A 24,909-nucleotide genomic window follows, 5' to 3' on the forward strand; every position below is an offset into this window, starting at 1 on the left:
CGGTTTGTCCGGCGACACGGCAGGCCGGGCGCCGCCGGCCACCGAACACCCGCCCCGGCGGGTGTTCGTGCTGGGCGCCACCGGCACCATCGGCCAGGCCACGGTGCGCGAGCTCGTGCGCCGCGGCCACGAGGTGGTGTGTTTCGTGCGCCCGCGGGCCGGCGTGGGTGGCACGCTGGGGCCCACCCAGTGGGCGCAGCGCCTGCCCGGCGCCGAGTGGCGAGTTGGCGAGGTGCAGGACGCGGCCTCGCTGCGGCAGCAGGGCTTGCGCGGCGAGCGCTTCGACGTGCTGCTGTCTTGCCTGGCTTCGCGCACGGGCGTGCCGGCCGACGCCTGGGCCATCGACCACCGGGCGCATGTGCAGGCGCTGGCCGCCGCGCGCGAGGCCGGCGTCACGCAGGTGGTGCAGCTCTCGGCCTTGTGCGTGCAGAAGCCGCGCCTGGCCTTCCAGCAGGCCAAGTTGGCCTATGAACGGGCGTTGATGGCCTCGGGCCTGCGCTGGTCCATCGTGCGGCCCACGGCCTTTTTCAAGTCGCTCTCGGGCCAGGTGGCGCGGCTGCAGCAGGGCAAGCCTTTCCTCGTCTTCGGCGACGGCCGCCTGACGGCTTGCAAGCCCATCGGCGATGAAGACCTTGCGGCCTACCTGTGCGACTGCCTGCACGACCCGGCCCAGGCCGACCGCGTGCTGCCCATCGGGGGCCCGGGCCCGGCGATGACCCCGCGTGAGCAAGGCGAGGCGCTGTTCCGCCTGATGGGCCGGCCGCCGCGTTTCAAGCAGGTGCCGCCGGGGCTGCTGCTGGGCATCGCCACCGGCCTGGGCTGGGCGGGGCGTGTGTGGCCGGCCGCGGCCGCGAAAGGCGAACTCGCCCGCATCGGCCACTACTACGCCACCGAATCGATGCTGGTGTGGGACGCCGAGCGCGGCCGTTACGACGCCGACGCCACGCCGTCCACAGGCACGCAGACGCTCATCGACTACCAGGCGCGGCTGCTGGCTGGCCAGGCCGTGCTGGAACGGGGCGATCACGCCGTGTTCTGAAGCGCCGGGTGGCTCTCGCTACCATCGGCGACAGCCCTCCCACGAAGACGCCTGGAGCCCCGTATGCCCTCATGCCTGAAGACCGGCGCCCGCGCCCTGGTGCTGGCGGCCCTGTGTGCCAGCCTGCCGGCCCTGGCCCAGCAGAAGATCCACTTCACCACCAACTGGTACGCCCAGGCCGAACACGGCGGCTTCTACCAGGCGCTGGCGTCGGGGCTGTACAAGAAGGAAGGCCTGGACGTCACGCTGAAGATGGGCGGCCCGCAGGTCAACATCATGCAGTTGCTGGCGGCCGGCCAGACCGATTGCGTGATGGGCTACGACATGCAGACGCTCGCGGCCTGGCAGCAAGGCGTGAACGCGGTGACGGTGGCCGCCACCTTCCAGAAAGACCCGCTGGTGCTCATCGGCCACCCCGAGAACTTCCAGCGCCTGGAAGACCTCAAGGGCAAGACCATCCTCATCTCGCCGGCCGGCTTCACGGTGCAGTGGCCCTGGCTGAAAGAGAAGTACGGGCTCGATGACCGCCAGCGCCGGCCCTACAACTTCAGCATCCAGCCCTTCATTGCCGACAAGAACGTCGTGCAGCAGGGCTACCTGAGCAGCGAGCCCTACGCCATCGAGAAGGAAGCGGGCTTCAAGCCCAAGGCCATCCTGCTCAGCGACCACGGCTGGCCGCCCTACAGCCAGACCATCGTGTGCATGGAGAAGACCGTGAAAGAGCGCCCGCAGGCCGTGGCCGCCTTCGTGAAGGCCACGATGCTGGGCTACAAGAGCTACCTGCAGGGCGACCCGAAGCCGGGCAACGCGCTCATCAAACGCGACAACCCCACCATGACCGACGACCGCCTGGCCGTGGGCATCCGCCTGCTCAAGGAAAGCGGCATGGTCTTCGGCGGCGATGCGGCCACGCAGGGTGCCGGCATCGTCACGGCGGCGCGCATGCAGAAGACCTTCGACTTCATGGTGCAGCTCAAGCAGGTCGACCCGAAGAAGGTGGACGTGCAGCGCACCTACACGACGCAGTTCGTGAAGGACCTCAAGGTGATGCCCTGACGGGGCCGGCGTGACCGCTGCCACGGCCCAGGCCGCCCCCGCCGTCGAGGCGCTGGGCGCCGCGAAAACCTATGCCAGCGGCACCCAGGCGCTGCTGCCGGTGCAGCTGCGCGTGGCGCCGGGCGAGTTCCTCACGCTGCTGGGCCCCAGCGGCTGCGGCAAGAGCACGCTGCTGAAGATGGTGGCCGGCCTGCTGGCCCCCAGCGGCGGCGAGCTGCGGCGCTGGGGCCAGCCCGTGGTGCCGGGGGCTGCAGCCGGGCCTGAGCTGGGTTTCGTGTTCCAGGAGCCCACGCTGATGCCCTGGGCCCGCGTGGCCGACAACGTGCGCCTGCCGCTCGATCTGGCGGGCGTGCCGCGCGGTGAAGCCGATGGGCGTGTGCAGTCGGCGCTGGCGCTGGTGGGCCTGCAGGGCTTCGAGAAGAGCCTGCCGCGTGAGCTGAGCGGCGGCATGAAGATGCGGGCCTCGCTGGCGCGCTGCCTGGTGACGCGGCCCCGCCTGCTGCTGATGGACGAGCCATTCGGGGCGCTGGACGAGATCACGCGCTACCGGCTCGACAGCGACCTGCTGCAGCTGTGGCAGCAGCAGGGGCTGACGGTGATCTTCGTCACCCACTCCATCCACGAGGCGGTGTTCCTGAGCCAGCGCGTGCTGGTGATGGCGGCGCGACCCGGGCGCGTGGTCGAGGAGGTGAGCATCGACGAGCCCTACCCGCGCCAAGCCGAGTTCCGCGTGAGCACCGCCTTCGCCGAACACGCCGCACGCCTGCAGCGTGGCCTGCTGGGGGCCAGCACCGCATGAACGAGGGCCTGCGCAAGGTGGTGTGGCCGTTGGCCGTGGCGGTGCTGCTGCTGGCGCTGTGGCAGGGGGCGGTGGTGGTTTTCGAGGTGCCGGTTTTCCTGCTGCCCTCGCCGCTGCGCGTGGCGCAGGCGCTGGCGGAAGACGCCGGGCTGCTCTTCGCCGCACTGCTGAACACGCTGTGGATCACGGTGCTGGCCTTCGCCCTGGCGGTGCTGCTGGGCACGCTGATCGCCTTCGCGTTCGTGCAAAGCCGGGCCATCGAGACGGCGTTTTTCCCCTACGCGGTGCTCTTGCAGGTGACGCCCATCGTCGCCATCGCGCCGCTCATCATCATCTGGGTGAAAGACCCGACGGCCTCGCTCGTGGTGTGCGCGGCGCTGGTGGCGCTGTTTCCCATCATCAGCAACACCACGCTGGGGCTGCGCAGTGTCGACCCCGGGCTGCTGGCCTACTTCCGCCTGCAAGGTGCGACGCGCTGGCAGACGCTGCGGCGGCTGCGCATCCCATCGGCGCTGCCCTATTTCTTCGGCGGTCTGCGCATCAGCAGCGGGCTGGCGCTGATCGGCGCCGTGGTGGCCGAGTTCGTGGCCGGCACGGGCGGCACCGGCACTGGGCTGGCGTTCCAGATCCTGCACGCCGGCTACCAGCTCAACATCCCGCGCATGTTCGCGGCGCTGGCCTTGATCGCGGTGGCCGGCGTGCTGCTGTTTGCCTTGATGGCCGGCCTGTCACGCTGGGCGCTCGCCGGCTGGCACGAGAGCGAAACGGCCGACGCCGCGCCGGGCTGAAGCCCGCTGTGGCGGCCCTCAGGCAGCCTTCAGCCCCAGCATCGCCCGGCCCACCGATTCGGCCACCTCGATGCCGTCCACCCCCGCCGACATGATGCCGCCGGCGTAGCCCGCACCTTCACCCGCCGGGTACAGGCCGCGCGTGTTCAGGCTTTGGTGGTCGCGCCCGCGCGTGATGCGCAGCGGCGAGCTGGTGCGCGTTTCCACGCCCGTGAGCACGGCGTCGGGCATCGAGAAGCCCTTGATCTGCCGCTCGAAGGCGGGCAGGGCTTCGCGGATGGCGTCCAGCACGTACACGGGCAGGCTGGGCTGCTTGGGGTCGGCCAGGTTGGTGAGGTGCACGCCGGGTTTGTAGCTGGGCAGCACATCGCCGAACGCGGCACTCTTCTGGCGCTTGATGAAGTCACCCACCAATTGCCCCGGGGCGAGGTAGTTGCCGTTACCGAGCTCGAAAGCGCGGCTTTCCCAGATGCGCTGGAAGGCCACGCCGTCCAGCGGGTTCACCGGGCCCTCGGTCTTGCCGTCTTGCCGGTAGTCCTGCGGGTTGATGCCCACCACGATGCCGGCGTTGGCGTTGCGTTCGTTGCGGCTGTACTGGCTCATGCCGTTGGTGACGACGCGGTTCGGCTCCGAGGTGGCGGCCACCACCGTGCCACCCGGGCACATGCAGAAGCTGTAGACGCTGCGGCCGTTGCTGGCGTGGTGCACCAGCTTGTAGTCGGCCGCGCCGAGGATGGGGTTGCCGGCGTTGGGCCCGAAGCGCGCGCGGTCGATCACGCCCTGCGGGTGCTCGATGCGGAAGCCCACCGAGAAGGGCTTGGCCTCCAGGTAGACGCCGCGCTGGTGCAGCATCGCGAAGGTGTCGCGCGCGCTGTGGCCCAGGGCCAGCACCACGTGCTCGGCTTCGATCTGCTCGCCGCTGGCCAGGGTCAGCCCCCGCACCTGGCCATCCTCGATGTGCAGGTCGGTCACGTGCTGCTGGAAGCGGATCTCGCCGCCCAGCGCCTCGATGTCGGCGCGCAGCTTTTCCACCATGCCCACCAGGCGGAAGGTGCCGATGTGCGGCTTGGCGACATAGAGGATCTCCTCCGGCGCACCGGCCTTCACGAACTCGGTCAGCACCTTGCGCGTGAGGTGGCGCGGGTCGGAGATCTGGCTCCAGAGCTTGCCGTCGCTGAAGGTGCCGGCCCCGCCTTCGCCGAACTGCACGTTCGACTCGGGGTTCAGCACGCTCTTGCGCCACAGGCCCCAGGTGTCCTTGGTGCGTTCACGCACTTCCTTGCCACGCTCCAGCACCAGCGGACGCAGGCCCATCTGGGCCAGGATCAGCGCCGCGAAGATGCCGCAAGGGCCGAAGCCGATGACCACCGGCCGCGGCCGGCCGCGGGCGGCAAAGTCAGCCGGCGCGTGGCCGACGAACTTGTAGCCGGTGTCCGGCGACACCCGCACGTGCGGGTCACCCTTGAAGCGCGCGAGCACGGCCGCTTCACCCTCGACCTCGCAGTCGACGGTGTAGCTCAGCACGATGGCGGTCTTCTTCCGCGCGTCCCAGGCGCGCTTGAAGACCGTGAAGGCCTTCAGCGCGGCATCGGGGATGCCCAGACGTGCGAGAACGGCCGCGCGCAGCACGGCCTCCGCGTGGTCGAGCGGCAGTCGAAGTTCAGTGATGCGCAGCATGGGATGCCGTGTGCCGCACCCGGCCCGCCGTCAGAGTGGACGGGCCTCCAGCCCGGCCCGGCCTGCACAGGGAGGCCAGGCGCCGTGGGCTTCAGCCGCCCTTCTTGGGGCGCTTGCCGGGGTTCTTCTTGCTGCGGGTGTGCGAACCGCGCTCGAGGCTGCTCTTCTGGCCGCGGTGCACCGTCACGGTCACGCCAGCGGGGGCGGGGGGGCGGGGCGTGGCGCGCTTGTCGGCTTCGGTACGGATCTTCTGGGCCATGATCGGCTTTCAAGGAAATTGGGGTCGAACCCGCGATTAGGCCACAGCTTCGCATCGGCCCGCCAGTTGGGGCCTGCGGCCTGCGTCGAAAGCGCCACGCCAAACCCAGGCCCAGGCACGCCGGACCGTTTGGCGAGCCCCGACTGAAGCGCAGCCGACCAATGGCCGACAATCACGCCATGATCCAGCAGCGCACCTTGAAGGCCTTGACCCGCGCCGTCGGTGTCGGCGTGCACAGCGGCCAGAAGGTCGAACTCACGCTGCGCCCCGCCCCGCCAGACACCGGCGTGGTGTTCCGCCGTGTCGACCTGCCCGAGCCCGTGGACATCCCTGTGGACGCTTTCGCCGTCAGCGACACCCGCATGGCCAGCACCATCAGCCCCGGCGGCAACCCCGACGCGCCCAAGGTGCAGACCATCGAGCACCTGATGTCGGCCTGCGCGGGCCTGGGCCTGGACAACCTCATCGTCGACATCACCGCCGAAGAGGTGCCCATCCTCGACGGCAGCGCTGCCAGCTTCGTCTTCCTGCTGCAGAGCGCCGGCATCCAGCTGCAGGATGCGCCCAAGCGCTTCCTGAAGGTGCTCAAGCCGGTGGAGATCCGTGAAGGCGAGGGCCCCAGCCTCAAGTGGGCGCGCCTGGAGCCCTTCCACGGCTACAAGCTCAGCTTCGAGATCGAGTTCAACCACCCCGCCGTCGACGCCACCGGCCGGCGCGTGGAGTTCGATTTTTCCGGCGGCCAGTACAAGCGCGACATCGCCCGCGCCCGCACCTTCGGCTTCACGAAGGACGTGGAGCTGATGCGCTCGCGCGGCCTGGGCCTTGGCGGCAACATGGACAACGTGATCGTCATCGACGACGTGAAGGTGCTCAACGCCGAGGGCCTGCGCTACGACGACGAGTTCGTGAAGCACAAGATCCTCGATGCAATCGGCGACCTGCACATCGCCGGCAAGCCGCTGCTGGCCAGCTACGTGGCCTACAAGAGCGGTCACGCCTTGAACAACAAGCTGCTGCGCAAGCTGCTGGCCGACCCCAGCGCCTACGAGGTGGTGAGCTTCGAGCGCGAGGCCGATGCGCCGCGCGGCTTCGCCGAACTGGCGCCGGCCTGGTAAGGCGCCGCCATGCTGCTCTTCAGACTCGTCTTCGGCCTGCTGCTGGTATGCGGGCTGCTGTGCTTCGCGATGTACATCGGCACCGGGCAGGCGGCGTGGCGCCGCCGCGGCATCGTCATCGTGAAGTGGACGGTGCTGGCCGCCTGCGGCTTCTTCGCCGTGCTGATCCTGGAGCGGCTGGCGCTGGTGCTCTGAGGCCGGCGCCGGCCTGGCTCAGCGCCCGCTGGCCTGGACTGCGCTGCGGCGTTCACCCACCTTGATCTTCAGCGTCAGCGCCTCGGCGCCGCGCTGCACCTTGAGCGTGGTGTCCTGCTCGGGCGGCAGCGCCGCCACGGCCGCGAAGAGGTCGCCCACGTTGCGCACGGCACGCTCGCCCACTTGCACCACCACGTCGCCCGGGCGCAGGCCGCCCAGCGCCGCCGGGCCGTTCTGCAGCACGCCGGTGATCAGCACGCCCTGACGCACGGGCAGGTTCAGGCTCTCGGCGAGTTCGGCCGTCAGGTCGCGCGGCTCCACGCCGATCCAGCCGCGGCGCACCTTGCCGTCGCGCAGCAGTTGCTCCATCACCTGGCGCGCGGTGTCCACCGGCACGGCAAAGCCGATGCCCAGGCTGCCGCCGCTGCGGCTGAAGATGGCGGTGTTGATGCCCACCAAAGCGCCGCTGGCGTCCACCAGCGCACCGCCCGAGTTGCCGGGGTTGATGGCGGCGTCGGTCTGGATGAAGTTCTGGAAGCGCGAGCTGCCGGCGTCGCTGCGGTCGAGCGCGCTGACGATGCCGGCCGTCACCGTCTGCCCGACGTTGAAGGGGTTGCCGATGGCCAGGACGGCGTCGCCCACCTGCAGCGCGCGCACATCGCCCAGCGCCATCACGGGCAACTCGCCGAGTTCGATCTTCAGCACGGCGATGTCGGTTTCGGGGTCGCTGCCCACCAGGCGCGCGCGCGTCTGGCGGCCGTCGGCCAGCTGAACCTCGATCTCGCTGGCGTCTTCCACCACGTGGTGGTTGGTGAGCAGGTAGCCCTCGGGCGAGACGATGACGCCCGAACCCAGACCCACCTGCGGTGTGGCCGGGCCGTCACCGAAGAAGAAGCGGAAGCGCGGATCGGTGTGCGGGTTGTTGCGCGCCATCTTGGTGGCGCTGATGCTCACCACCGCGGGGGCTGCCAGGCGCGCGGCCATCGCGTAGCCACCGCTGCTGCTGGCCGCCGGGCCGGCCGGCCGCGCCACCTGGAAGAGCGTGGGGCTGGGCAGCATCGCCCCGGCCACACCGCCAGCGCCGCCGGGCAGCCAGTCGGGCTTGAGCGTGAGCAGCACGAAAAGCACGGCCACCGCCACCGTCACGGCCTGCGAAAAGACGAGCCAGGTTCTGCGCCACATCGAGGGTAGGTTCTCACGCGTGCCCGACAATGCGCGCCATGGCGAATCGGGTCGAAATCGATGAATACCTGCAGCAGCTGCTGCAGCCACAAGCCTTCAAGGATTATGGGCCGAACGGTCTGCAGGTCGAGGGTTCTCCCGAGGTGCGCCGCATCGCCTCGGGCGTCACCGCCAGCCTGGCCTTCATCGACGCGGCCATCGCTGACGGTGCCGACACGCTCATCGTGCACCACGGCCTCTTCTGGCGCGGGCAGGACGGCCGGCTCACCGGCTGGCTGGGCGCACGCGTGCGGCGGCTGATGACGGCCGGCGTGAACCTCTTTGCCTACCACCTGCCGCTGGACGCACACCCCGAGCTGGGCAACAACGCCCAGCTGGGTTTGCAACTGGGCCTGCAGGCCGACGGCCGCTTCGGCGAGCAGATGCTGGGCTTCATCGGCCCGGCACCTGCTGCGCTTTGCACCTTCCCCGCCCTGGTGCAGGCCGCGCGGGGTGTGCTGGGCCGTGAGCCGGTCGCGGTCAGCGGTGATGGCCGCACGCTGCGGCGCGTGGCCTGGTGCACGGGCGGCGCGCAAGGCTACTTCGAGAACGCCATCGCGGCCGGCGCCGATGCCTTCATCACGGGCGAGATCTCCGAGCCCCAGGCCCACCTGGCGCGCGAGACCGGCGTGGCCTTCATCGCCTGCGGCCACCATGCCACCGAGCGCTACGGGGCCCCGGCCGTGGCGGCACAGGTCGCGGCGCACTTCGGCGTGCCGCATCGTTTCATCGAGATCGACAACCCGGCATGAGGACGTGCAACTGCGCCTGCGCGCTGGTGCGCGCTGCCTGCCGGGCCCGAACTCTGGAAGGGCCGGCATGAAGCCGCTGCTCGTCAGCATGGGCGATGCGGCCGGCATCGGCCCGGAGATCATCGCCAGGGCTTTCCGCGAGGGCGCGTTGTCCGATGCCGTGGTGCTTGGCTGCCCAGAGGTGCTGCGCCGGGCCGGCAGCCCGATGACGGCGTTGATCGACAGCCCGGCCGACCTGGCTGCCGTGCCGCCGGGCTGCCTGCCGGTGCTGCGCCCGCCCGGTCTGCCGGCGGGCCTGGCGGCGCTGCCGCTGGGGCAGATCGACGCGCGCAACGGCGTGGCTGCGGCGCGTTGCATCGAACACGCCGTCGCACTGCTGCAGGCGGGCTTTGGCGGCGCCCTGGTGACCGCGCCCATCCACAAAGAGGCCCTGGCCACCGCTGGCGTGCCCTATCCAGGGCATACCGAAATGCTGCAGGCCCTGGCGGCGGCGCCCGGCCAGCCGCTGCCGCCGGTGCGCATGATGCTGGCCAACGAAGAGCTGCGCGTGGTGCTGGTGACCATCCACCTTTCGCTGCGACGTGCGCTGGACGCCGTCACCTACGACGCCGTGCTCGACACCTTGCGCATCGCCCACCGCAGCGCGGCCGCCTGGGGCACCGCCCGGCCGCGCATCGCGGTGGCGGGCTTGAACCCGCATGCCGGCGAGGGCGGGCTGTTCGGTGATGAAGAGATCACCACCATCGCGCCCGCGGTGCAGGCCGCGGCGGCCGAAGGCATCGTCGCCAGCGGCCCCTATGCGCCCGACACCGTCTTCATGCGCGCGCGGCGCGGCGAGTTCGACCTCGTGGTGGCGATGACGCACGACCACGGCCTCATCCCGGTGAAGTACCTGGGCGTGGAGCAGGGCGTCAATGTCACGCTCGGCCTGCCTTTCGTGCGCACCAGCCCCGACCATGGCACCGCCTTCGACATCGCCGGCCAGGGCCGGGCCGATGCCAGCAGCCTGCGGGCGGCGGTGCAGATGGCGCGGCGGCTGGCGGCCAACGCGGCCTGATCAGCGCGTGGCCGGCGCGGCGCTGCTCAGTGCCGAGAGCTGGCGCCTTGCGCGTGCCGTGGCGCGCTCGATCAGGTAGGCGCTCTCGAAGGCCTTGAGCCGCCCCGTCTCGCACAGGCGCATGAGCATGCGCTGAGTGAGCGAGATCGTCTTGCGGTGGCGTCCGCCGTGGCTGAAGATGTAGAAGGTCTTGGCGGGGCTCACGTGGGACAGGCGCACCTTCTTCCATTCGCCGTCCAGGTGCATCTGGTAGGCAAAGCCTATCTCCAGGTGGTTCACCAGCGCCGCGCCTTGCGGGGTTTCCTCGGCGTCGGCAGCCGGCAGGCCGGGCGCCAGCGGGCGGTTGTCGGGCGGGGTTTCGGGCTCGGCGCTCAGGTCGATGTCGACCTGACCCGACCAGTTCACCGCGGCCTCACTGACCAGGCCCACGCGCTGCGCTTCCTCGCTGCTCAAGGCCTGCGGCATCTCTTCCGTCAGCACCGGCAGGTGGGCGCTGGCCGAGAGCTCGTCGCGCGAGGGCGGCGGCCGCTTGAGCGCGCGGTCGACCTCGTGCGCCATCAGGTTGATGTCGAGCTGGCTGGTCGGCGCGTGCTTCAGGGCGTTGGCGTGGGCCGGCATCAGCTGGCCGAAGAAATCGCGCCGCGCTTCCTCGGGCCAGCCGATGAGGTTCATGCCCTCGGTCAGGTCCTGCATCAGCTTGGGCAGCTGGGTCAGGAAGGCCTTGCGCAGGGCCGGCGTGGCCTTGGGTTGCACGCTCAGGAAAAGATCGCGCGCCACGGTGCGCAGGCGCTGTGCCAAGGCGCCGTCGGTGCCGCCTTGCTCGGCGGCGCGCAGCAGCACCTGGCTCCAGACCTTGCTGATGAAGTCGCGAAGGAAGGCGGGGGCCTGCACGTCCTTCAGTTCGCCCTGCAGGCGCTGCGCGTAGAGCTGGCGCAGGCGCTGCTGCTCTTCCTTCTCGGTCAGCAACGCGGCGGCCGCCTGGTCGGGGCCGGCCTGGCGGGCCAGTTCGGCGGTGAAGGCCTCCAGTTCGGCGAGCTTCTGCTCGTAGACGTCGATCTGCTCGAAGTCGCCGTCAACCACCTCGTGGACCAGCGCCTTCACCTTGGCCAGAAACTGCTTGGCGCCCTCGTCACCGAAGTCTTCGAAGGCCGCACCCAGCGAGGCAATGCGGTTGATGAAGCGCCGCACCGGGTGCTTGCGCGACGAGAAGAAGCTCGGGTCGCCCAGCGCCGCGCGCAGCACCGGCAGTTGCAGCCGCGCGATCTGGCGGGCCATCTGCGGCGGCACCTTCGGGTCGGCGAGGATCTGGTCGAAGAGAAAGCCGATGACGTCGATCACCATGTGATCGAGCGCACCCTTGGAGGCGCCGCGCAGTTCGTCGCGGTGGGCGCGGATCAGGTTGGCGGGCTGTGCGTATTCGCCGCCGTCGACCGGCACGTCGCCATAGTCGCTGACATAGGCGCCGCTGGCGGCCGGGCCTTCGACGTAGGCCAGCCGCCGTATCAGCGTCATCATGCCGGGGTCGACGTGGCCGAACATGCCGCCTCGCGGGGCGGGTGATGCACCGCCGCGGCCGGGGTAGATGCCGGAGCGTGTGGAACTGCCGAAGCCGCCCGTGCGCTGGCCGCTGTCCGGCCGCCCGCCCAGGCCGCTCGGGCGGCTGGATTCGGCTTCGGCGCCCGGGTCGGTGCCGGAGAAGGCGGCGCCACCGGCCGCGCGAGGCGTGCGGTTGCGGACGGTCAGGCCCACGGGCTGCACGCCGGCCCGGCGCAGTTCGGTCAGGATGTCGCCGTAGCACGCGCGCAGCAGACCGCCCAGCGAACGGCTGATCTCGGTGGTGAGCACCTTGCGCACATCGGCGCGGTCGGAAACCGTCTCGATGCCGCGCAGCATCGCGTGGCCGACGAGGTCGGGCTTGAGCGGATTGCGGTCGCGTTCGCCGCCGGCGTCGCCGATCATCGCGCTGACATAGCCGTCGAGCTCGCGAAGTTCCCACTCGCAGGCGGCCGAGACATCCATGCCGAAGCGCTCGGCAGAGATCTGCGCCTCGACTTCCTTGTCTTCGACCAGGCTCAGGGACGCCCAGTCCGTCTGGCCCGACAGCGAGGGGGTGTGCGTGCTGCCCCGAGTGCGGGTTTCCAGGCCGCCTTCGCGCGTGGCGGCGGGGCCCAGCTCGCGCAGCACGCGCTCGTCCAGGGCGTCGTTGAAGACCAGCGCGAACATCGCCGACTTCCGGTTGAGCTCGAACTGCGCGCCCAGCAGGCCATCGCGCTGGTAGGCATTGCTGGCGGCCAGCGCGGCCAGGCCCAGGCTCTCGATCGTGCGTTCGGCAGCCTCGCGCGCCGCCAGTTTCAGGCGCTGCACGGCCGCCTCCAGCGGCGCGGGCAGGCGGTGAATGGGGTTGGGCTTCATCAGGGGTTGGCGGAGGTCTGCGTGCGGGCCACAGAGCAACCGTCAAGTATGCGGCATCGGTCCTGAAGTCGCGGGCGGCGCAGGGCCCTGCCGCAGGGCGTTGTCGTCATGGCGTCACCGATGGTTGCCACTCGGTACATCTTTCGGCACCTGGAGCGCTTTCTGAATGGCCGGGGTGCGCGCTCGGCATTGGCGGCGCGTCAGCCCGGCGAAGGCCGCTCGGCTAGAATGGATGGTTGATCTGAACCCAGCAGCTGCACCGAGGAACTTCATGAGCGACGCCACCGTCGAAAACACCGTGGGCCCGACCGTCGACAAGGGTCGCCGGACCTGGATCGCCATCACCTGCGGGGCCGGCGCCGTCGGCGGCGCGGCAGTGGCCGTGCCCTTCGTGAGCACCTTCGCCCCGTCCGAGCGCGCCCGAGCAGCCGGCGCGCCCGTGCAAGTGGACATCAGCGCCATGCAGCCCGGTGAGAAGATCACCGTTGAATGGCGTGGCAAGCCCGTGTGGATCATCCGCCGCACGCCGGAGCAGCTGGCCACGCTGGCCAAGGTGGAAGGCGAACTCGCCGACCCCAAGAGTGACCGCAAGGCCTACCCGACGCCGGCCTACGCGAAGAACCAGCACCGCTCCATCAAGCCCGAGTTCTTCGTGGGCGTGGGCATCTGCTCTCACCTGGGCTGCTCGCCTTCCGACAAGTTCCAGGCCGGCCCGCAGCCTTCGCTGCCCGACAACTGGGCTGGCGGCTTCCTCTGCCCCTGCCACGGTTCCACCTTCGATCTGGCCGGCCGCGTGTTCAAGAACAAGCCCGCGCCCGACAACCTGGAGGTGCCGCCGCACATGTACCTGTCGGACACCACGCTGTTGATCGGCGAGGACAAGAAGGCCTGAGTGGCCCGCGCACCCCGCAGTAACCCCTGAAGACCGAGGTCAAGATGGCTGAATTCAAGGAAGCGCCGGCTGGATCGTCGCCGCTGACACAGACGACGGTGTGGCTCGAAAACCGTTTTCCGACGGCCTTTGCCGGCTACAAGCAGCACTTGTCGGAGTACTACGCACCGAAGAACTTCAACTTCTGGTACTTCTTCGGCAGCCTCTCGCTGCTGGTGCTGGTGATCCAGATCGTGACGGGCATCTTCCTCGTCATGCACTACAAGCCCGACGCGGCCAAGGCCTTCGAGTCGGTCGAGTACATCATGCGTGACGTGCCCTGGGGCTGGCTGGTGCGCTACATGCACAGCACGGGTGCCAGTGCTTTCTTCGTCTGCGTCTACCTGCACATGTTCCGCGGGCTGATCTATGGCAGCTACAAGAAGCCGCGCGAACTGGTCTGGATCTTCGGCTGCGCCATCTTCCTGTGCCTGATGGCCGAAGCCTTCATGGGCTACCTGCTGCCCTGGGGCCAGATGTCGTACTGGGGCGCGCAGGTGATCATCAATCTGTTCGCGGCCATCCCCTTCGTCGGTGAAGACCTCTCGCTGCTGATCCGCGGCGACTTCGTCGTCGGCGATGCCACGCTGAACCGCTTCTTCGCTTTCCACGTGATCGCGGTGCCGCTGGTGCTGCTGGGCCTGGTGGTGGCGCACCTGCTGGCGCTGCACGACGTGGGTTCGAACAACCCCGACGGCGTGGAGATCAAGGCCAAGAAAGACCCGAAGACCGGCATCCCCCTCGACGGGATTCCTTTCCACCCCTACTACACCGTGCACGACATCATGGGCGTGTCGGTGTTCCTGATGCTCTTCACGGCGGTGATCTTCTTCGCCCCGGAGATGGGTGGCTACTTCCTGGAGTACAACAACTTCATCCCGGCCGACCCGCTGAAGACGCCGGCACACATCGCCCCGGTGTGGTACTTCACACCCTACTACTCGATGCTGCGCGCCGTGACGGATGACATGGTCAACGTCCTGGCCGGCCTGACCGCCCTGGCTGGCGTGCTGGCCTTCCTGAAGGGTGGCTTCACAGGCATCTGGAAGTGGGTTCCGCTGGGTGCCGCGATCGTTGGCGCCGTGCTTCTCAAGACCTTCGACGCCAAGTTCTGGGGCGTGGTGGTCATGGGCGTGGCCGTGCTGATCATGTTCCCGCTGCCCTGGCTGGACCGCAGCCCGGTGCGCAGCATCCGCTACCGTCCGAACTGGAACAAGTGGCTCTACGCCGTGTTCGTGATCAATTTCTTCGTCCTGGGCTACCTGGGCATCAAGCCGCCTTCGGAGATCGGCACCCTGGTGTCGCAGGCCGGCACGCTGTTCTATTTCGGCTTCTTCCTGCTCATGCCCTGGTGGAGCCGCATCGGCGAATTCAAGGCGGTGCCCGACCGCGTGACCTTCCAGCCTCACTGACCGCGCGGCATCCAGAAGAACACCATGATGAAGAACCTCATCCAAACGCTGTTGCGGGCCCTGGCCGCCACGCTCGTCCTCATCGGCTCGGCGCAAGCCGCAGGCGGTGGCATCGAGTGGGACAAGTTCCCGTCCAAGCGCGTCAATGACATGGCAGCGCTTCAGAACGGCGCCAAGCTGTTTTCCAACTACTGCCTGAACTGCCACGCTGCCGGGTTCATGCGCTACAACCGGCTGCGCGACATCGGCCTGACCGAAGAGCAGATCAAGGACAACCTGATCTTCACTGGCGCCAAGGTCGGTGACGTCATGCACGTGGCGCTGCAGCCCAAGGACGCGAAGGAGTGGTTCGGTGGTGTTCCGCCCGACCTGACGCTGATCGCTCGTTCGCGTTCGGCTGCCGGCAAGGGCACGGGTGCCGACTACATCTACACCTACCTGCGCACCTACTACCGCGACGAGACCAAGGCCACGGGTTGGAACAACGCTGCCTTCCCGGGCGTGGGCATGCCGCACGTGCTGTGGGAACTGCAGGGTCAGCAGCGTGCGGTGTACGTCGAGCAGAAAGACCCGCACGACGCCACCAAGACCGTGCAGGTGCTCAAGGGCTTCGAGCCCATCACGGCCGGCACCATGAACACGGCCGACTACAACAACGCCGTGGCCGACCTGGTGGCCTACCTTCAGTGGATGGGCGAGCCGGTGCAAAGCAGCCGCGTGCGCCTGGGCGTGTGGGTGCTGATCTTCCTGGCGGGTTTCACCGTCATCGCGTGGCGCCTGAACGCCGCGTACTGGAAGGACATCAAGTAGCGCGATCCGCCAGGCCCGGCCGTCCCGGCAGGGCCTGCAGCGCAGTGGGGGCAAAATGCACCCACTGCGTTTTTGTTTTTTGAAGAGATAACGAAAGGCCCCACGCCATGATGGTGCTGTACTCCGGAACGACCTGCCCCTATTCGCACCGCTGCCGCTTCGTGCTGTTCGAGAAGGGCATGGATTTCGAGATCCGCGATGTGGACATCTTTGCCAAGCCCGAAGACATCGCGCTGATGAACCCGTACAACGAGGTGCCCATCCTGGTGGAGCGCGACCTCATCCTATACGAGAGCCACATCATCAACGAGTACATCGACGAGCGTTTCCCCCACCCGCAGCTGATGCCCGGCGACCCGGTGGCCCGCGCCCGCGTGCGCCTGTTCCTCTTCAACTTCGAGAAGGAACTGTTCAGCAATGTGAACCTGCTCGAAGGCCGTGGCGTCAAGGCCACGGAGAAGCAGCTGGAGAAGGCGCGCGAGCAGATCCGCGACCGCCTCACGCAGCTGGCGCCCATCTTCCTGAAGAACAAGTACATGCTGGGTGACGACTTCAGCATGCTCGATGTCGCCATCGCGCCTCTGCTGTGGCGCCTGGACTACTACGGCATCGACCTCAGCAAGAACGCCGTGCCCCTGCTGAAGTACGCTGAGCGCATCTTCTCGCGCCCGGCCTACATCGAAGCGCTGACGCCTTCTGAAAAGGTCATGCGCAAGTGATGCGCGGCTGAAAGCTGCCGAGATGGCCGTCACACCTGACAACCAGGGCACCTCGACCCGCCCCTATCTGTTGCGCGCCCTGCACGACTGGTGCACCGACAACGGCTTCACGCCCTACATCGCGGTCTTCGTCGGCCCTGGCGTGCAGGTGCCGATGGAGTACGTCAAGAACAACGAGATCGTGCTCAACGTCGGGTTCGAGGCCACCTCGAGCTTGCAGCTGGGCAACGAGTTCATCGAGTTCAAGGCGCGGTTTGGCGGCGTCTCGCGCGAGATTCGCGTGCCGGTGGACCACGTCGTGGCCATCTACGCCCGCGAGAACGGTCAGGGCATGGCTTTCCCCGTCCCCACCGACGCCGGGGCACGCGCCGGCGAGACGAGTTCCGAGCCGGCCGCCCCGCGTGGCTTGCGCTTGGCGAGCAGCGACACCGAAGAGGCGGGTGAAGCGGCCCCGGCGCCCGTCGCATCCAGCGTCGACACGCCACCGCCGGCAGGCCCACCTGAACCTGCCGGTCCTACGCCAGGCGGTCGCCCGGCGCTCAAGCGCATCAAGTAGGTACCCGAAGCCCGCCGGGCTTCAACAATGCCGCATGTGGCGTGCACCCTAGAATTTCAGCGTGCCGGCTTAGCTCAGTTGGTAGAGCACCCGCCTTGTAAGCGGAAGGTCTTCGGTTCGATTCCGAAAGCCGGCACCAGCCGCCACCGTGCTTTCAGAAATTGCACGTCACGCCTGTCGGGGCAGCACTTTCACCTTCACGGCCATGCGGTGCCCATGCTGGCGCAGCAGGGCTTCGACAGCCGGCAGCACCTGCCGCAACTTCGCGGCTGCCGCGGCGTTGGCCACCAGCAGCACCCAGCCCTCGTCGTCCAGCGGCCCTGACCGCACCGCATCGCGCAGACCGGCGGGCAGCACCTCTGCAGCCAGCGCCAGCAACGCCTGGCTCGCGCGTACGCGCTGCAGCAGCCCGCCCAGCGTCTCGTTGCTGTGCAGGGCAGAAGCCAGGGCCAGCGCGGAGGTGGAACCGGATTGAGCCATCGTGTTCCGAGTCTATCGCCCCGCCTGCGGCGCCAGAACCGGGCAGCCACAACGATCTCGGGGCGCTGTGGGGTGGGTGATAAACTGCCCCGCTTTGCTCGAAGCGCGCGAATCGCGGGCGGGCCTGCAGCGCTCCGGCAAGCAGGCGCTTCCCTGACCTGCGCTTGCAAGCGGCCCGCGTGGCCCCAGATAGCCTGGCCGCAGCCTTCACATCGCCACGTCCGTGCGCCCCGACAACAGGGCCACGCGGCGGCGGCCACCGCAACACGAGAACCCGACGCCGCATGTTTCCCAAGATCCTGACCCAGATTTTCGGCAGCCGGAACGAGCGCCTCCTGAAGACCTACCGGCGCCTGGTGGACAAGATCAACGCGATGGAGCCGCAGTTCGAGAAGCTGGGCGACGCCGAGCTTCGCGCCAAGACCGACGAGTTCCGCCAGCGCGTGGCCAGCGGAACCAGCCTCGATGACATCCTGCCGGAAGCCTTTGCCGTCGTGCGCGAAGGCGGCAAGCGTGCGCTGAAGATGCGCCACTTCGACGTGCAACTGATCGGCGGCATGACCCTGCACCAGGGCAAGATCGCAGAGATGCGCACGGGCGAGGGCAAGACGCTGATGGCGACCTTGCCGGTCTACCTCAACGCCCTGGCAGGCAAGGGCGTGCACGTGGTGACGGTCAACGACTACCTTGCCCGCCGCGACGCCGAGTGGATGGGGCGCCTGTACAACTTCCTCGGCCTGACCGTGGGCGTGAACGTGCCTGGCATGGGCCGCGAGGAGAAGCAGGCCGCCTACGCAGCCGATGTCACCTACGGCACGAACAACGAGTTCGGCTTCGACTACCTGCGCGACAACATGGTGATGGACACGCGCGACCGTGTCGCCCGCGGCTTGAACTACGCCATCGTGGACGAGGTCGACTCCATCCTGATCGACGAAGCCCGCACGCCGCTGATCATCAGTGGCCAGGCCGAAGACCACACCGAGATGTATGTGCGCATCAACGCCATCATCCCGGCGCTGAAGAAGCAGATCGGCGAGGCCGACGTGCGCACCGGCGAAGGCGTCATCGAGGCCGGTGACTTCACGGTCGACGAGAAGACGCATCAGGTGTTCCTGACGGAGTCGGGTCACGAAAAAGCCGAGCAGCTGTTGCTGCAGGCCGGGCTGTTGGCAGAGGGCGCGAGCCTCTACGACCCCGCCAACATCGCGCTGATGCACCACGTCTACGCCGCGCTGCGTGCAAACCACCTCTACAACCGCGATCAGCACTACGTCGTGCAGAACGGCGAGGTGGTGATCGTCGACGAGTTCACCGGCCGCCTGATGACGGGCCGGCGCTGGAGCGACGGCCTGCACCAGGCGGTGGAGGCCAAGGAAGGCGTGCAGATCCAGAGCGAGAACCAGACCCTCGCCTCGGTCACCTTCCAGAACTACTTCCGCATGTACGGCAAGCTCGGCGGCATGACGGGCACGGCCGACACCGAGGCCTACGAGTTCCAGGAGATCTACGGTCTGGAGACGGTGGTGATCCCGCCGAACCGGCCCACCATCCGCAAGGACGACAACGACCTCATCTACAAGACGGCCAAGGAGAAGTACGACGCCGTCACGCGGGACATCCGCGACTGCCACGAGCGCGGCCAGCCGGTGCTGGTAGGCACCACCAGCATCGAGAACAGCGAACTCATCAGCGAACTGCTGAAGAAGGCCAAGCTCCCGCACCAGGTGCTGAACGCCAAGCAGCACGCCAAGGAGGCCGAGATCGTGGCTCAGGCCGGCCGGCCGGGCGTGATCACCATCGCCACCAACATGGCGGGCCGCGGCACCGACATCGTGCTGGGCGGCAACGTCGAGAAGCAGATCCAGTTCCTGGAGGAAGACGCCAGCCTCTCGCCCGAAGAGAAGGCCGCGCGTGCCCAGAAGCTGAAGGACGAATGGCAGGCGCTGCACGAGCAGGTCAAGGCCGCTGGCGGTCTGCGCATCGTGGCGACCGAGCGCCACGAGAGCCGGCGCATCGACAACCAGCTTCGCGGCCGTTCGGGCCGCCAGGGCGACCCGGGCGCCAGCCGCTTCTACCTGAGCCTGGACGACCCGCTGATGCGCATCTTCGCGGGCGACCGCGTGCGCGCCATCATGGACCGCCTGAAGATGCCCGAGGGCGAGGCCATCGAGGCCGGAATCGTCAACCGCAGCATCGAAAGCGCCCAGCGCAAGGTGGAGGCCCGCAACTTCGACGTGCGCAAGCAGCTGCTGGAGTACGACGACGTCAGCAACGACCAGCGCAAGGTGATCTACCAGCAGCGCAACGAGATCCTGGAAGCGCAGAACCTCGACGAACAGATCACCAGCTTGCGCGAGAGCGCCATGACCGCGGTGGTGCATGCCCATGTGCCGCCACAGTCGCTGGAAGAGCAATGGGACCTGGACGGCCTGGAGCGTGTGCTGCGCGACGAGTGGCAGCTCGAGCTGCCGTTGAAGGCCGAGGTCGAGAAGAGCGACTCCACCACCGACGAGGACATCGTCGAGCGCGTCGTGGCGGCCGCCAACGCGCAGTTTCGGGCCAAGGTCGAGATCGTCGGCGCCGAACAGTTCACGCCCTTCATGCGCATGGTGCTGCTGCAGAGCATCGACAGCCACTGGCGCGAACACCTCGCGGCGCTGGATTACCTGCGCCAGGGCATCCACCTGCGCGGCTATGCCCAGAAGAACCCGAAGCAGGAGTACAAACGCGAGGCCTTCGAGCTCTTCAGCCAGCTGCTCGATGTGGTGAAGATGGAAGTCACGCGCATCCTCATGACGGTGCGCATCCAGAGCCAGGACCAGGTGGCCGAGGCCGCCCAGGTGATGGAAGCCCAGGCCAGCCAGCTGGCCAACGTGACCTACACCCACCCCAACGAGGACGGCAGCGTTTCCCGGGAAACCGACCCTGCCACCCTGGCGCAGGACGTGCCGAAGGTGGGACGCAACGACCCTTGCCCCTGCGGCAGCGGCAAGAAGTACAAAGCCTGCCACGGCCGCCTGGCCTGAGGGGGCGGAAGGCCGGGGTGCCGCGCTGCGGGCCCCCGAGCTCCGGCGGGGCGTTTCGGGGCCCCGTGCGTTTTCAGGGTTAACCACCCCCCGCAGCTGCGGGTTGTGACCGCTGGGGGCGCTGCCTATCGTCATCCATTGCCTTTCCATTCCTGGAGGTGTGACGTGACGATTCGACGAACAGCCAGCGCGCTGCTGCTGGCAGTTGTGGCCAACGCGGCCCAGGCCAACACCGTCCTGTCCGAAAGCTTTGACAACGTGGCCACCTTGCCCGCGTCAGGCTGGGCACAGATCAACCTGAGCACCGCGCCGGTCGGCCAGCCCTGGTTCCAGGGCAATGCGGGCATCTTCACGGCCGCCTCGGGCGCCCCCAACGCCTACATCGCGGCCAACTTCCTGAGCACCGGCAGCACCACCGGCGCGATCAGCAACTGGCTGATCACCCCTGAGATCGCGCTGGACAGCAGCAGCGTGCTCAGCTTCATGTTCCGCGCCGCGGGCGATGGCTTCCTCGACAAGGTGGAGGTGCGTCTCAGCACCAACGGGGCCAGCACCAACGTGGCCGACTTCTCCTCGCTGATCGGCAGTTTCCAGGCCTCGACCGACACCGGCTGGGTTGGCTTGAGCTACACGCTGGGCAGCGTGGCGGTGCCCACCACGGGCCGGCTGGCATTTCGCTACGTCGTCGACAACGTGGCGATCGCCGGCAACTACGTGGGCATCGACGATGTCGTCGTGACGTCGGCCATCCCGGAACCCGGGACCTGGTTGTTGATGGGTCTGGGCGTGGCGGGCTTGCTGCTCCGCCGCCGTGTCACTGCTTGAAGGGCCTCCACACATGAAACGCACGTTCGTAGGTTCGATCGGGGTCGCTGCTGCGGCCCTGGCCATGGGCACTGCCGCGCAGGCCCAGCAGGCTGAAGTCCGCTCCGACGGCGCAGCCCAGGCGCGCGCCGCGATGGCCGCCTCGATGAAGGCGGCTGCCCGCGGCCAGAAGGTGGGCATGATCACCGGCAAGCTGAACCCGCAGCCGCAGAAGCTGGCCGGTGGCGGCGTGGCCCAGGAGTTGGACGCCACCACCATGGTGTACTCGGTGGCCCGCATCAACGCCGATGGCGTCTTGGAGATGGTCTGCGTCAATGGTGCCGAAGCCGCCGACAAAGCGCTGAAGGCCCCGGCCTTCGCCAAGCGCGTGAGCCAACTCTCGAGGGAGCAGAGCCATGTCAGCAAGTAAGCGCTTCAGCCTCAAGGCACTGCTTGGCGCCGCGGCCTTCGCCGGTGCCCTGGTGACGACCGGCCAGGCCCATGCCGCGGCCACGATCATCATCAACAACATCAACGCGCCGGGTGTTGGCTTCAACGACCCGACGCCGGCCACGCCGGTGGGCGGCAACACCGGCACCACGGTGGGGCAGCAGCGCCTGATCGCCTTCACCTACGCCGCCAACATCTGGGGCGCCACGCTCACGAGCAACGTGCCCATCGTCATCAACGCGCAGTTCACGCCGCTGACCTGCAGTGCGACGAGTGGTGTGCTGGGCAGCGCGGGCGCGACGCAGATCTTCCGAGACTTCGCGGGCGCCACGAAGCCGGCCACCTGGTTCAACTACGCGCTGGCCAACAAGCTGGCGGGCGCCGACCTGGGTGCACCCCCGGCGCCCCAGATCAACTCGAACTTCAACTCCAACCTGGGCACCACCGGATGCCTGCAGGCTTCGGGCTGGTACTACGGGTTGGACAGCAACGAAGGGACGCTGATCGATTTCGTGGCCGTCCTGCAGCACGAGATGGCCCACGGCCTGGGTTTCCAGACCTTCACCAACGGCTCCTCGGGCGCGCAGAACGGCGGCTTCCCGGCGATCTGGGACCACTTCCTGTTCGGCACGGCCGCCGGCAAGCTGTGGAAGGACATGACGAACGCCGAGCGCGCGGCTTCGGCCATCAGCGTCAACGGCCTGGTCTGGACGGGCGCGAACGTGAATGCGGCCCTGCCCAGCGTGCTCCGCATGGGGCAGGCGGCGATCGTCGTCTCAGGTGCTGGTGCGGGCAGCGCCGTCGGCACCTACATCGCCGGTGATTCGACGCTGGGCCCGGCCGTTCTCGGCCCTTCCATCAGCGGGCAAATCATGCCGGTGGTGGAGCAGGGCACCGGCACCGGTGCAGGCTGCCTGCCCTTCAACGACGCCAACACGCGCGCCGTGAATGGGCGCATCGCCCTCATCGACCGGGGCATCTGCGGTTTCGCCATCAAGGCCAAGAACGCGCAGAACGCCGGTGCCATTGGCGTCATCATCGTCAACAACACCACGGGCGCGCTCGCACCGGGCGGCTCGGATGCCACGGTCACCATCCCGGTGCTGGGCATGACGCAGGCCGACGGCACGATCATCAAGTCGGCTTTGAACACCCGCTCGCGGGCGCGCTCTGGCGTGACGGCCAGCTTCACGGTGGTCGGTACGCAGTACACCGGTGCCGATCCACTCGGCCGCGCCTTGATGTTTGCGCCCAACCCTTTCCAGGGCGGTTCGTCGGTTTCGCATTTTGATTCGTCGATGTTCCGCAACCAGCTGATGGAGCCGGCGATCAACCCGGACCTCACGCAATCGGTGCTGCCGCCGATCGACCTGACCTTCAGGCTGTTCCAGGACATCGGCTGGTAGTTGGGCGCTGGGCTGACGGCCCTGCTCACGCGGGGCTGCCTGCCGGCCCACGGCACCCATTCGAACCCCGCTTCGGCGGGGTTTTTTCTTTACTGAAATATAGACACTATCAGCGTGCAGAACTTGCACGTTTAGACTCAAAGTGCGGGTTTGGCTCAAAACCGGGTAGCCAGACTCAGTGCGAAACGTGCAACTCTTGCACGTTCGGCTTTCATCGTGCTATGCTGTGCACAAGATGGCCGTTCTGAAGCTTTCGGGCACGCTCAATAGTGAACCGCAGGGGAAATCACACCCCGAAGCGGGGAGCGATTCCAGCCTGAGCTTCCTTCACGGCACGAAGCTGGCCTACGCGTCGAACCTCGTTCGCGACTGGCACGCCGACCTCCTCCACTACCAAGGTCTGAAGCCCGGCAGCGCAAAGCTGCACCGCGACAACCTGTTGCGGCTGCTCAACCACGCACGCGTCGCACCGTGGGAACTGCAGAAGGATCACGTCACGCGCTACTTCGAATCGCGCGTGAACCAAGAGACCGGCCAGATGCTGGCGCCTGCTACCGTGGGCACGTATTGCGCTGCCTGGAGAGGTTTCCAGAACTACATGTTGACGGCCGAGCGCGTCAACGAGCTTTTCTCCGAGTTCAACGTCCGGCCGAAGGCGTTCGTCGACGATGACAACTCGATCGCCGTCAAGCGCCACAAGCTCAACTGGGTACCCAAAGGGTGGGCACTGACCGACCTGGAGATCGACGCGATCGATGAGACCTTCAGGTCAGAAATCGCACGCGCTGCTCGCGAGCATTCGAAGTCGCTGCTGCCATTGCTGCGTGACCGCGTCATGTTCCATGTGGGAATTCACTTCGCCCTGCGCATCTCGGAACTGACCGAACTGCGAGTGTCCAGTTTCTGTGCCAGCTTGGACGCGGACCTTCAGCACTTCGGGAAGTGGGGGGTGCTGACCGTCACCGGCAAGGGCGATGTCACTGGGTCAGTCCCCATGCGCGACCCCAGCGTGCATGGTCTGATCGAGTGGTACACGAACAGTGTGCGGCAGAAGATCCTGCTCAGGCGCAAGTCCAAGACTGAAGATGATGGGCGCCGTGAGATCAAGGGCCAGATGGTGAGTGTGAGTGACCTGATGTTCCCGAGCGAGCGGGGTGGCGTGGTCTGCCCCAATGGCTTCCGCAAACGGCTCGCGGACATCGCCATGAAATCTGGCGTCCTGCGGCGCAAGCTCACGCCACACACGCTGCGGCACACTGGCTGCACGCTGATGGTCCCGCTGTACTCGCCGGAGATCGCGCAGAAGTACATGCGGCACAAGCATCTGCACACCACGCTGTACTACTACCACCCGACGCCACTGGGTGCGGCCAACGAGGTCAACAGCGCCGCTCAGCTGTTCGACGATGAGGAAGAGGACTGACATGACGATGAAGATCAAGCTGCGAAATCGCCTGGAGGTTCTGATGCGCGACTCGGGCGTGAAGTCCATCGAAGAGATGGCGCAGCGCCTGACCGAAAAGCAGGGCTACAAGATCACTCGCACGCCATTGAGCCGGAAGTTCAAGGACGAAGACGTGCAGCTGCCGTTGTCGCTCATCGAAGCACTGTGCAACGAGCTGCAGTGCCTCCCGGGTGACCTTTTTGAGACCAACGTGAGCGACGCGCCTGCGGAGTTCGTCGACGACCTCCGGTCTCGCCTGCAACCGTTCCGGTACGGTACGTTGAGGCTTGCGAAACCCGGTGCCGCGAGCGATGCCCCGGCACCCGCGCAAGAGGCCGCAGTGCCACCGGCAGTGGCGTCGCCTGCAACACCAACACCAACACCAGCGGCACGGCCAAAGCCACGCCTGGCCGAGAAGAGCCTCGATGACCTGGCAGGTCCGAAGGTGACGCATCTGAATGCCAACAAGGTCAAGTCAAAGTCCTGATCCACGCAGCG

The 24,909-nt window shown here is 67.7% G+C and carries 24 protein-coding genes and 1 tRNA gene; 20 read left to right on the forward strand and 5 right to left on the reverse strand.

Annotated features, from left to right (window positions below; translation table 11 throughout):
* Positions 1–4 precede the first annotated feature (4 nt).
* The 4 genes from EOE66_RS16460 (at position 5) to EOE66_RS16475 (ending at position 3,682) form a co-directional block, all read left to right on the forward strand.
* Complete coding sequence (locus EOE66_RS16460) at positions 5–1,039, forward strand: NAD(P)H-binding protein (protein ID WP_205702722.1); 1,035 nt, start codon at positions 5–7, stop codon at positions 1,037–1,039.
* A 63-nt stretch (positions 1,040–1,102) separates the two neighbouring features.
* Positions 1,103–2,095 carry an ABC transporter substrate-binding protein gene (locus tag EOE66_RS16465; protein WP_128229827.1) on the forward strand — a complete coding sequence of 331 codons (993 nt, stop codon included), beginning with the start codon at positions 1,103–1,105 and terminating at the stop codon, positions 2,093–2,095.
* 10 nt (positions 2,096–2,105) lie between these two features.
* Positions 2,106–2,894: an ABC transporter ATP-binding protein gene (locus EOE66_RS16470; RefSeq protein ID WP_128229828.1), complete on the forward strand. Its 789-nt coding sequence runs from the start codon at positions 2,106–2,108 to the stop codon at positions 2,892–2,894.
* A complete protein-coding gene (locus tag EOE66_RS16475) occupies positions 2,891–3,682 on the forward strand; it encodes an ABC transporter permease (protein ID WP_128229829.1) in 792 nt (263 codons plus the stop codon). The genes EOE66_RS16470 and EOE66_RS16475 overlap by 4 nt, the downstream gene beginning before the upstream one ends.
* 18 nt (positions 3,683–3,700) lie before the next feature.
* On the opposite strand, the gene EOE66_RS16480 is transcribed toward EOE66_RS16475, so the two are convergent.
* Both EOE66_RS16480 and EOE66_RS21840 read right to left on the reverse strand, forming a co-directional pair.
* Entirely contained in the window at positions 3,701–5,359 is a 1,659-nt protein-coding gene (locus EOE66_RS16480; RefSeq protein ID WP_128229830.1) for an NAD(P)/FAD-dependent oxidoreductase, read from the reverse strand.
* A 91-nt stretch (positions 5,360–5,450) separates the two neighbouring features.
* Complete coding sequence (locus EOE66_RS21840; RefSeq protein WP_164885131.1) at positions 5,451–5,618, reverse strand: hypothetical protein; 168 nt, start codon at positions 5,616–5,618, stop codon at positions 5,451–5,453.
* A 179-nt stretch (positions 5,619–5,797) separates the two neighbouring features.
* Here EOE66_RS21840 and lpxC point away from each other — a divergent pair, with 179 nt between their 5' ends.
* Together lpxC and EOE66_RS16490 are read left to right on the forward strand one after the other, a co-directional pair.
* Entirely contained in the window at positions 5,798–6,733 is a 936-nt protein-coding gene (lpxC, locus tag EOE66_RS16485) for a UDP-3-O-acyl-N-acetylglucosamine deacetylase (protein ID WP_128229831.1), read from the forward strand.
* Positions 6,734–6,742: 9 nt separating this feature from the next.
* Positions 6,743–6,928 carry a hypothetical protein gene (locus EOE66_RS16490; protein WP_128229832.1) on the forward strand — a complete coding sequence of 62 codons (186 nt, stop codon included), beginning with the start codon at positions 6,743–6,745 and terminating at the stop codon, positions 6,926–6,928.
* Between the two features lie 18 nt (positions 6,929–6,946).
* Here the strand turns inward: EOE66_RS16490 and EOE66_RS16495 are convergent, their stop codons facing one another.
* Entirely contained in the window at positions 6,947–8,110 is a 1,164-nt protein-coding gene (locus EOE66_RS16495; protein ID WP_128229833.1) for a S1C family serine protease, read from the reverse strand.
* Between the two features lie 38 nt (positions 8,111–8,148).
* Between EOE66_RS16495 and EOE66_RS16500 the strand changes: the two genes are divergently transcribed.
* Positions 8,149–8,901 (forward strand): Nif3-like dinuclear metal center hexameric protein, encoded by a 753-nt coding sequence (locus EOE66_RS16500; RefSeq protein WP_128229834.1) that lies wholly within the window; start codon positions 8,149–8,151, stop codon positions 8,899–8,901.
* Between the two features lie 67 nt (positions 8,902–8,968).
* Positions 8,969–9,958 (forward strand): 4-hydroxythreonine-4-phosphate dehydrogenase PdxA, encoded by a 990-nt coding sequence (gene pdxA, locus EOE66_RS16505; RefSeq protein WP_245479077.1) that lies wholly within the window; start codon positions 8,969–8,971, stop codon positions 9,956–9,958.
* Here the strand turns inward: pdxA and EOE66_RS16510 are convergent, their stop codons facing one another.
* The gene (locus EOE66_RS16510) at positions 9,959–12,370 is read right to left on the reverse strand and encodes a DUF1631 family protein (protein WP_128229835.1); all 2,412 of its coding nucleotides are present in this window, start codon (positions 12,368–12,370) and stop codon (positions 9,959–9,961) included.
* Positions 12,371–12,641: 271 nt separating this feature from the next.
* Between EOE66_RS16510 and petA the strand changes: the two genes are divergently transcribed.
* The 6 genes from petA (at position 12,642) to EOE66_RS16540 (ending at position 16,937) form a co-directional block, all read left to right on the forward strand.
* Positions 12,642–13,262 carry a ubiquinol-cytochrome c reductase iron-sulfur subunit gene (petA, locus tag EOE66_RS16515; protein WP_128229836.1) on the forward strand — a complete coding sequence of 207 codons (621 nt, stop codon included), beginning with the start codon at positions 12,642–12,644 and terminating at the stop codon, positions 13,260–13,262.
* A gap of 44 nt (positions 13,263–13,306) precedes the next feature.
* On the forward strand, positions 13,307–14,713 hold the full coding sequence (locus tag EOE66_RS16520) for a cytochrome b (RefSeq protein WP_128229837.1): 1,407 nt from the start codon (positions 13,307–13,309) through the stop codon (positions 14,711–14,713).
* Between the two features lie 27 nt (positions 14,714–14,740).
* The gene (locus EOE66_RS16525) at positions 14,741–15,523 is read left to right on the forward strand and encodes a cytochrome c1 (RefSeq protein ID WP_128230216.1); all 783 of its coding nucleotides are present in this window, start codon (positions 14,741–14,743) and stop codon (positions 15,521–15,523) included.
* 107 nt (positions 15,524–15,630) lie between these two features.
* Positions 15,631–16,242 (forward strand): glutathione S-transferase N-terminal domain-containing protein, encoded by a 612-nt coding sequence (locus EOE66_RS16530; RefSeq protein WP_054140528.1) that lies wholly within the window; start codon positions 15,631–15,633, stop codon positions 16,240–16,242.
* A 22-nt stretch (positions 16,243–16,264) separates the two neighbouring features.
* Positions 16,265–16,798, forward strand: coding sequence for a ClpXP protease specificity-enhancing factor (locus EOE66_RS16535; RefSeq protein WP_128229838.1), 534 nt, complete (start codon positions 16,265–16,267; stop codon positions 16,796–16,798).
* Between the two features lie 63 nt (positions 16,799–16,861).
* A tRNA-Thr gene (locus EOE66_RS16540) sits at positions 16,862–16,937 on the forward strand.
* A 29-nt stretch (positions 16,938–16,966) separates the two neighbouring features.
* Here EOE66_RS16540 and EOE66_RS16545 read toward each other — a convergent pair.
* A complete protein-coding gene (locus EOE66_RS16545) occupies positions 16,967–17,278 on the reverse strand; it encodes a hypothetical protein (RefSeq protein ID WP_128229839.1) in 312 nt (103 codons plus the stop codon).
* 284 nt (positions 17,279–17,562) lie between these two features.
* On the opposite strand from EOE66_RS16545, the gene secA reads away from it, so the two are divergent.
* The 6 genes from secA to EOE66_RS16575 all read left to right on the forward strand — a co-directional run bounded on the left by secA (position 17,563) and on the right by EOE66_RS16575 (position 24,898).
* Positions 17,563–20,307 carry a preprotein translocase subunit SecA gene (gene secA, locus EOE66_RS16550; protein WP_128229840.1) on the forward strand — a complete coding sequence of 915 codons (2,745 nt, stop codon included), beginning with the start codon at positions 17,563–17,565 and terminating at the stop codon, positions 20,305–20,307.
* Between the two features lie 165 nt (positions 20,308–20,472).
* The gene (locus EOE66_RS16555) at positions 20,473–21,132 is read left to right on the forward strand and encodes a choice-of-anchor J family PEP-CTERM protein (RefSeq protein WP_128229841.1); all 660 of its coding nucleotides are present in this window, start codon (positions 20,473–20,475) and stop codon (positions 21,130–21,132) included.
* 13 nt (positions 21,133–21,145) lie between these two features.
* Positions 21,146–21,541, forward strand: coding sequence for a post-PEP-CTERM-1 domain-containing protein (locus tag EOE66_RS16560; protein WP_128229842.1), 396 nt, complete (start codon positions 21,146–21,148; stop codon positions 21,539–21,541).
* A complete protein-coding gene (locus tag EOE66_RS16565; protein WP_128229843.1) occupies positions 21,528–22,967 on the forward strand; it encodes a PA domain-containing protein in 1,440 nt (479 codons plus the stop codon). Before EOE66_RS16560 ends, EOE66_RS16565 begins: the two co-directional genes overlap by 14 nt.
* Positions 22,968–23,202: 235 nt before the next feature.
* Positions 23,203–24,390 carry a tyrosine-type recombinase/integrase gene (locus tag EOE66_RS16570; RefSeq protein WP_128229844.1) on the forward strand — a complete coding sequence of 396 codons (1,188 nt, stop codon included), beginning with the start codon at positions 23,203–23,205 and terminating at the stop codon, positions 24,388–24,390.
* A 1-nt stretch (position 24,391) separates the two neighbouring features.
* Positions 24,392–24,898, forward strand: coding sequence for a helix-turn-helix domain-containing protein (locus tag EOE66_RS16575; protein ID WP_205702723.1), 507 nt, complete (start codon positions 24,392–24,394; stop codon positions 24,896–24,898).
* Positions 24,899–24,909: the final 11 nt, after the last annotated feature.

Origin of the sequence: Rubrivivax rivuli, from assembly GCF_004016505.1 — a bacterium.
Classification (GTDB): Bacteria; Pseudomonadota; Gammaproteobacteria; order Burkholderiales; family Burkholderiaceae_C; genus Rubrivivax; species Rubrivivax rivuli.

Coding starts and splice junctions, on each gene's coding strand:
- EOE66_RS16500 (WP_128229834.1), top strand. CDS start 8,149: ATGGCGAATCGGGTCGAAATCGATGAATACCTGCAGCAGCTGCTGCAG.
- secA (WP_128229840.1), top strand. CDS start 17,563: ATGTTTCCCAAGATCCTGACCCAGATTTTCGGCAGCCGGAACGAGCGC.
- EOE66_RS16565 (WP_128229843.1), top strand. CDS start 21,528: ATGTCAGCAAGTAAGCGCTTCAGCCTCAAGGCACTGCTTGGCGCCGCG.
- petA (WP_128229836.1), top strand. CDS start 12,642: ATGAGCGACGCCACCGTCGAAAACACCGTGGGCCCGACCGTCGACAAG.
- EOE66_RS16495 (WP_128229833.1), bottom strand. CDS start 8,110: ATGTGGCGCAGAACCTGGCTCGTCTTTTCGCAGGCCGTGACGGTGGCG.
- EOE66_RS16475 (WP_128229829.1), top strand. CDS start 2,891: ATGAACGAGGGCCTGCGCAAGGTGGTGTGGCCGTTGGCCGTGGCGGTG.
- EOE66_RS16480 (WP_128229830.1), bottom strand. CDS start 5,359: ATGCTGCGCATCACTGAACTTCGACTGCCGCTCGACCACGCGGAGGCC.
- EOE66_RS16545 (WP_128229839.1), bottom strand. CDS start 17,278: ATGGCTCAATCCGGTTCCACCTCCGCGCTGGCCCTGGCTTCTGCCCTG.
- EOE66_RS16535 (WP_128229838.1), top strand. CDS start 16,265: ATGGCCGTCACACCTGACAACCAGGGCACCTCGACCCGCCCCTATCTG.
- EOE66_RS16525 (WP_128230216.1), top strand. CDS start 14,741: ATGAAGAACCTCATCCAAACGCTGTTGCGGGCCCTGGCCGCCACGCTC.
- EOE66_RS16510 (WP_128229835.1), bottom strand. CDS start 12,370: ATGAAGCCCAACCCCATTCACCGCCTGCCCGCGCCGCTGGAGGCGGCC.
- EOE66_RS16575 (WP_205702723.1), top strand. CDS start 24,392: ATGACGATGAAGATCAAGCTGCGAAATCGCCTGGAGGTTCTGATGCGC.
- EOE66_RS16570 (WP_128229844.1), top strand. CDS start 23,203: ATGGCCGTTCTGAAGCTTTCGGGCACGCTCAATAGTGAACCGCAGGGG.
- EOE66_RS16490 (WP_128229832.1), top strand. CDS start 6,743: ATGCTGCTCTTCAGACTCGTCTTCGGCCTGCTGCTGGTATGCGGGCTG.
- EOE66_RS16520 (WP_128229837.1), top strand. CDS start 13,307: ATGGCTGAATTCAAGGAAGCGCCGGCTGGATCGTCGCCGCTGACACAG.
- pdxA (WP_245479077.1), top strand. CDS start 8,969: ATGAAGCCGCTGCTCGTCAGCATGGGCGATGCGGCCGGCATCGGCCCG.
- EOE66_RS21840 (WP_164885131.1), bottom strand. CDS start 5,618: ATGGCCCAGAAGATCCGTACCGAAGCCGACAAGCGCGCCACGCCCCGC.
- EOE66_RS16465 (WP_128229827.1), top strand. CDS start 1,103: ATGCCCTCATGCCTGAAGACCGGCGCCCGCGCCCTGGTGCTGGCGGCC.
- lpxC (WP_128229831.1), top strand. CDS start 5,798: ATGATCCAGCAGCGCACCTTGAAGGCCTTGACCCGCGCCGTCGGTGTC.
- EOE66_RS16530 (WP_054140528.1), top strand. CDS start 15,631: ATGATGGTGCTGTACTCCGGAACGACCTGCCCCTATTCGCACCGCTGC.
- EOE66_RS16560 (WP_128229842.1), top strand. CDS start 21,146: ATGAAACGCACGTTCGTAGGTTCGATCGGGGTCGCTGCTGCGGCCCTG.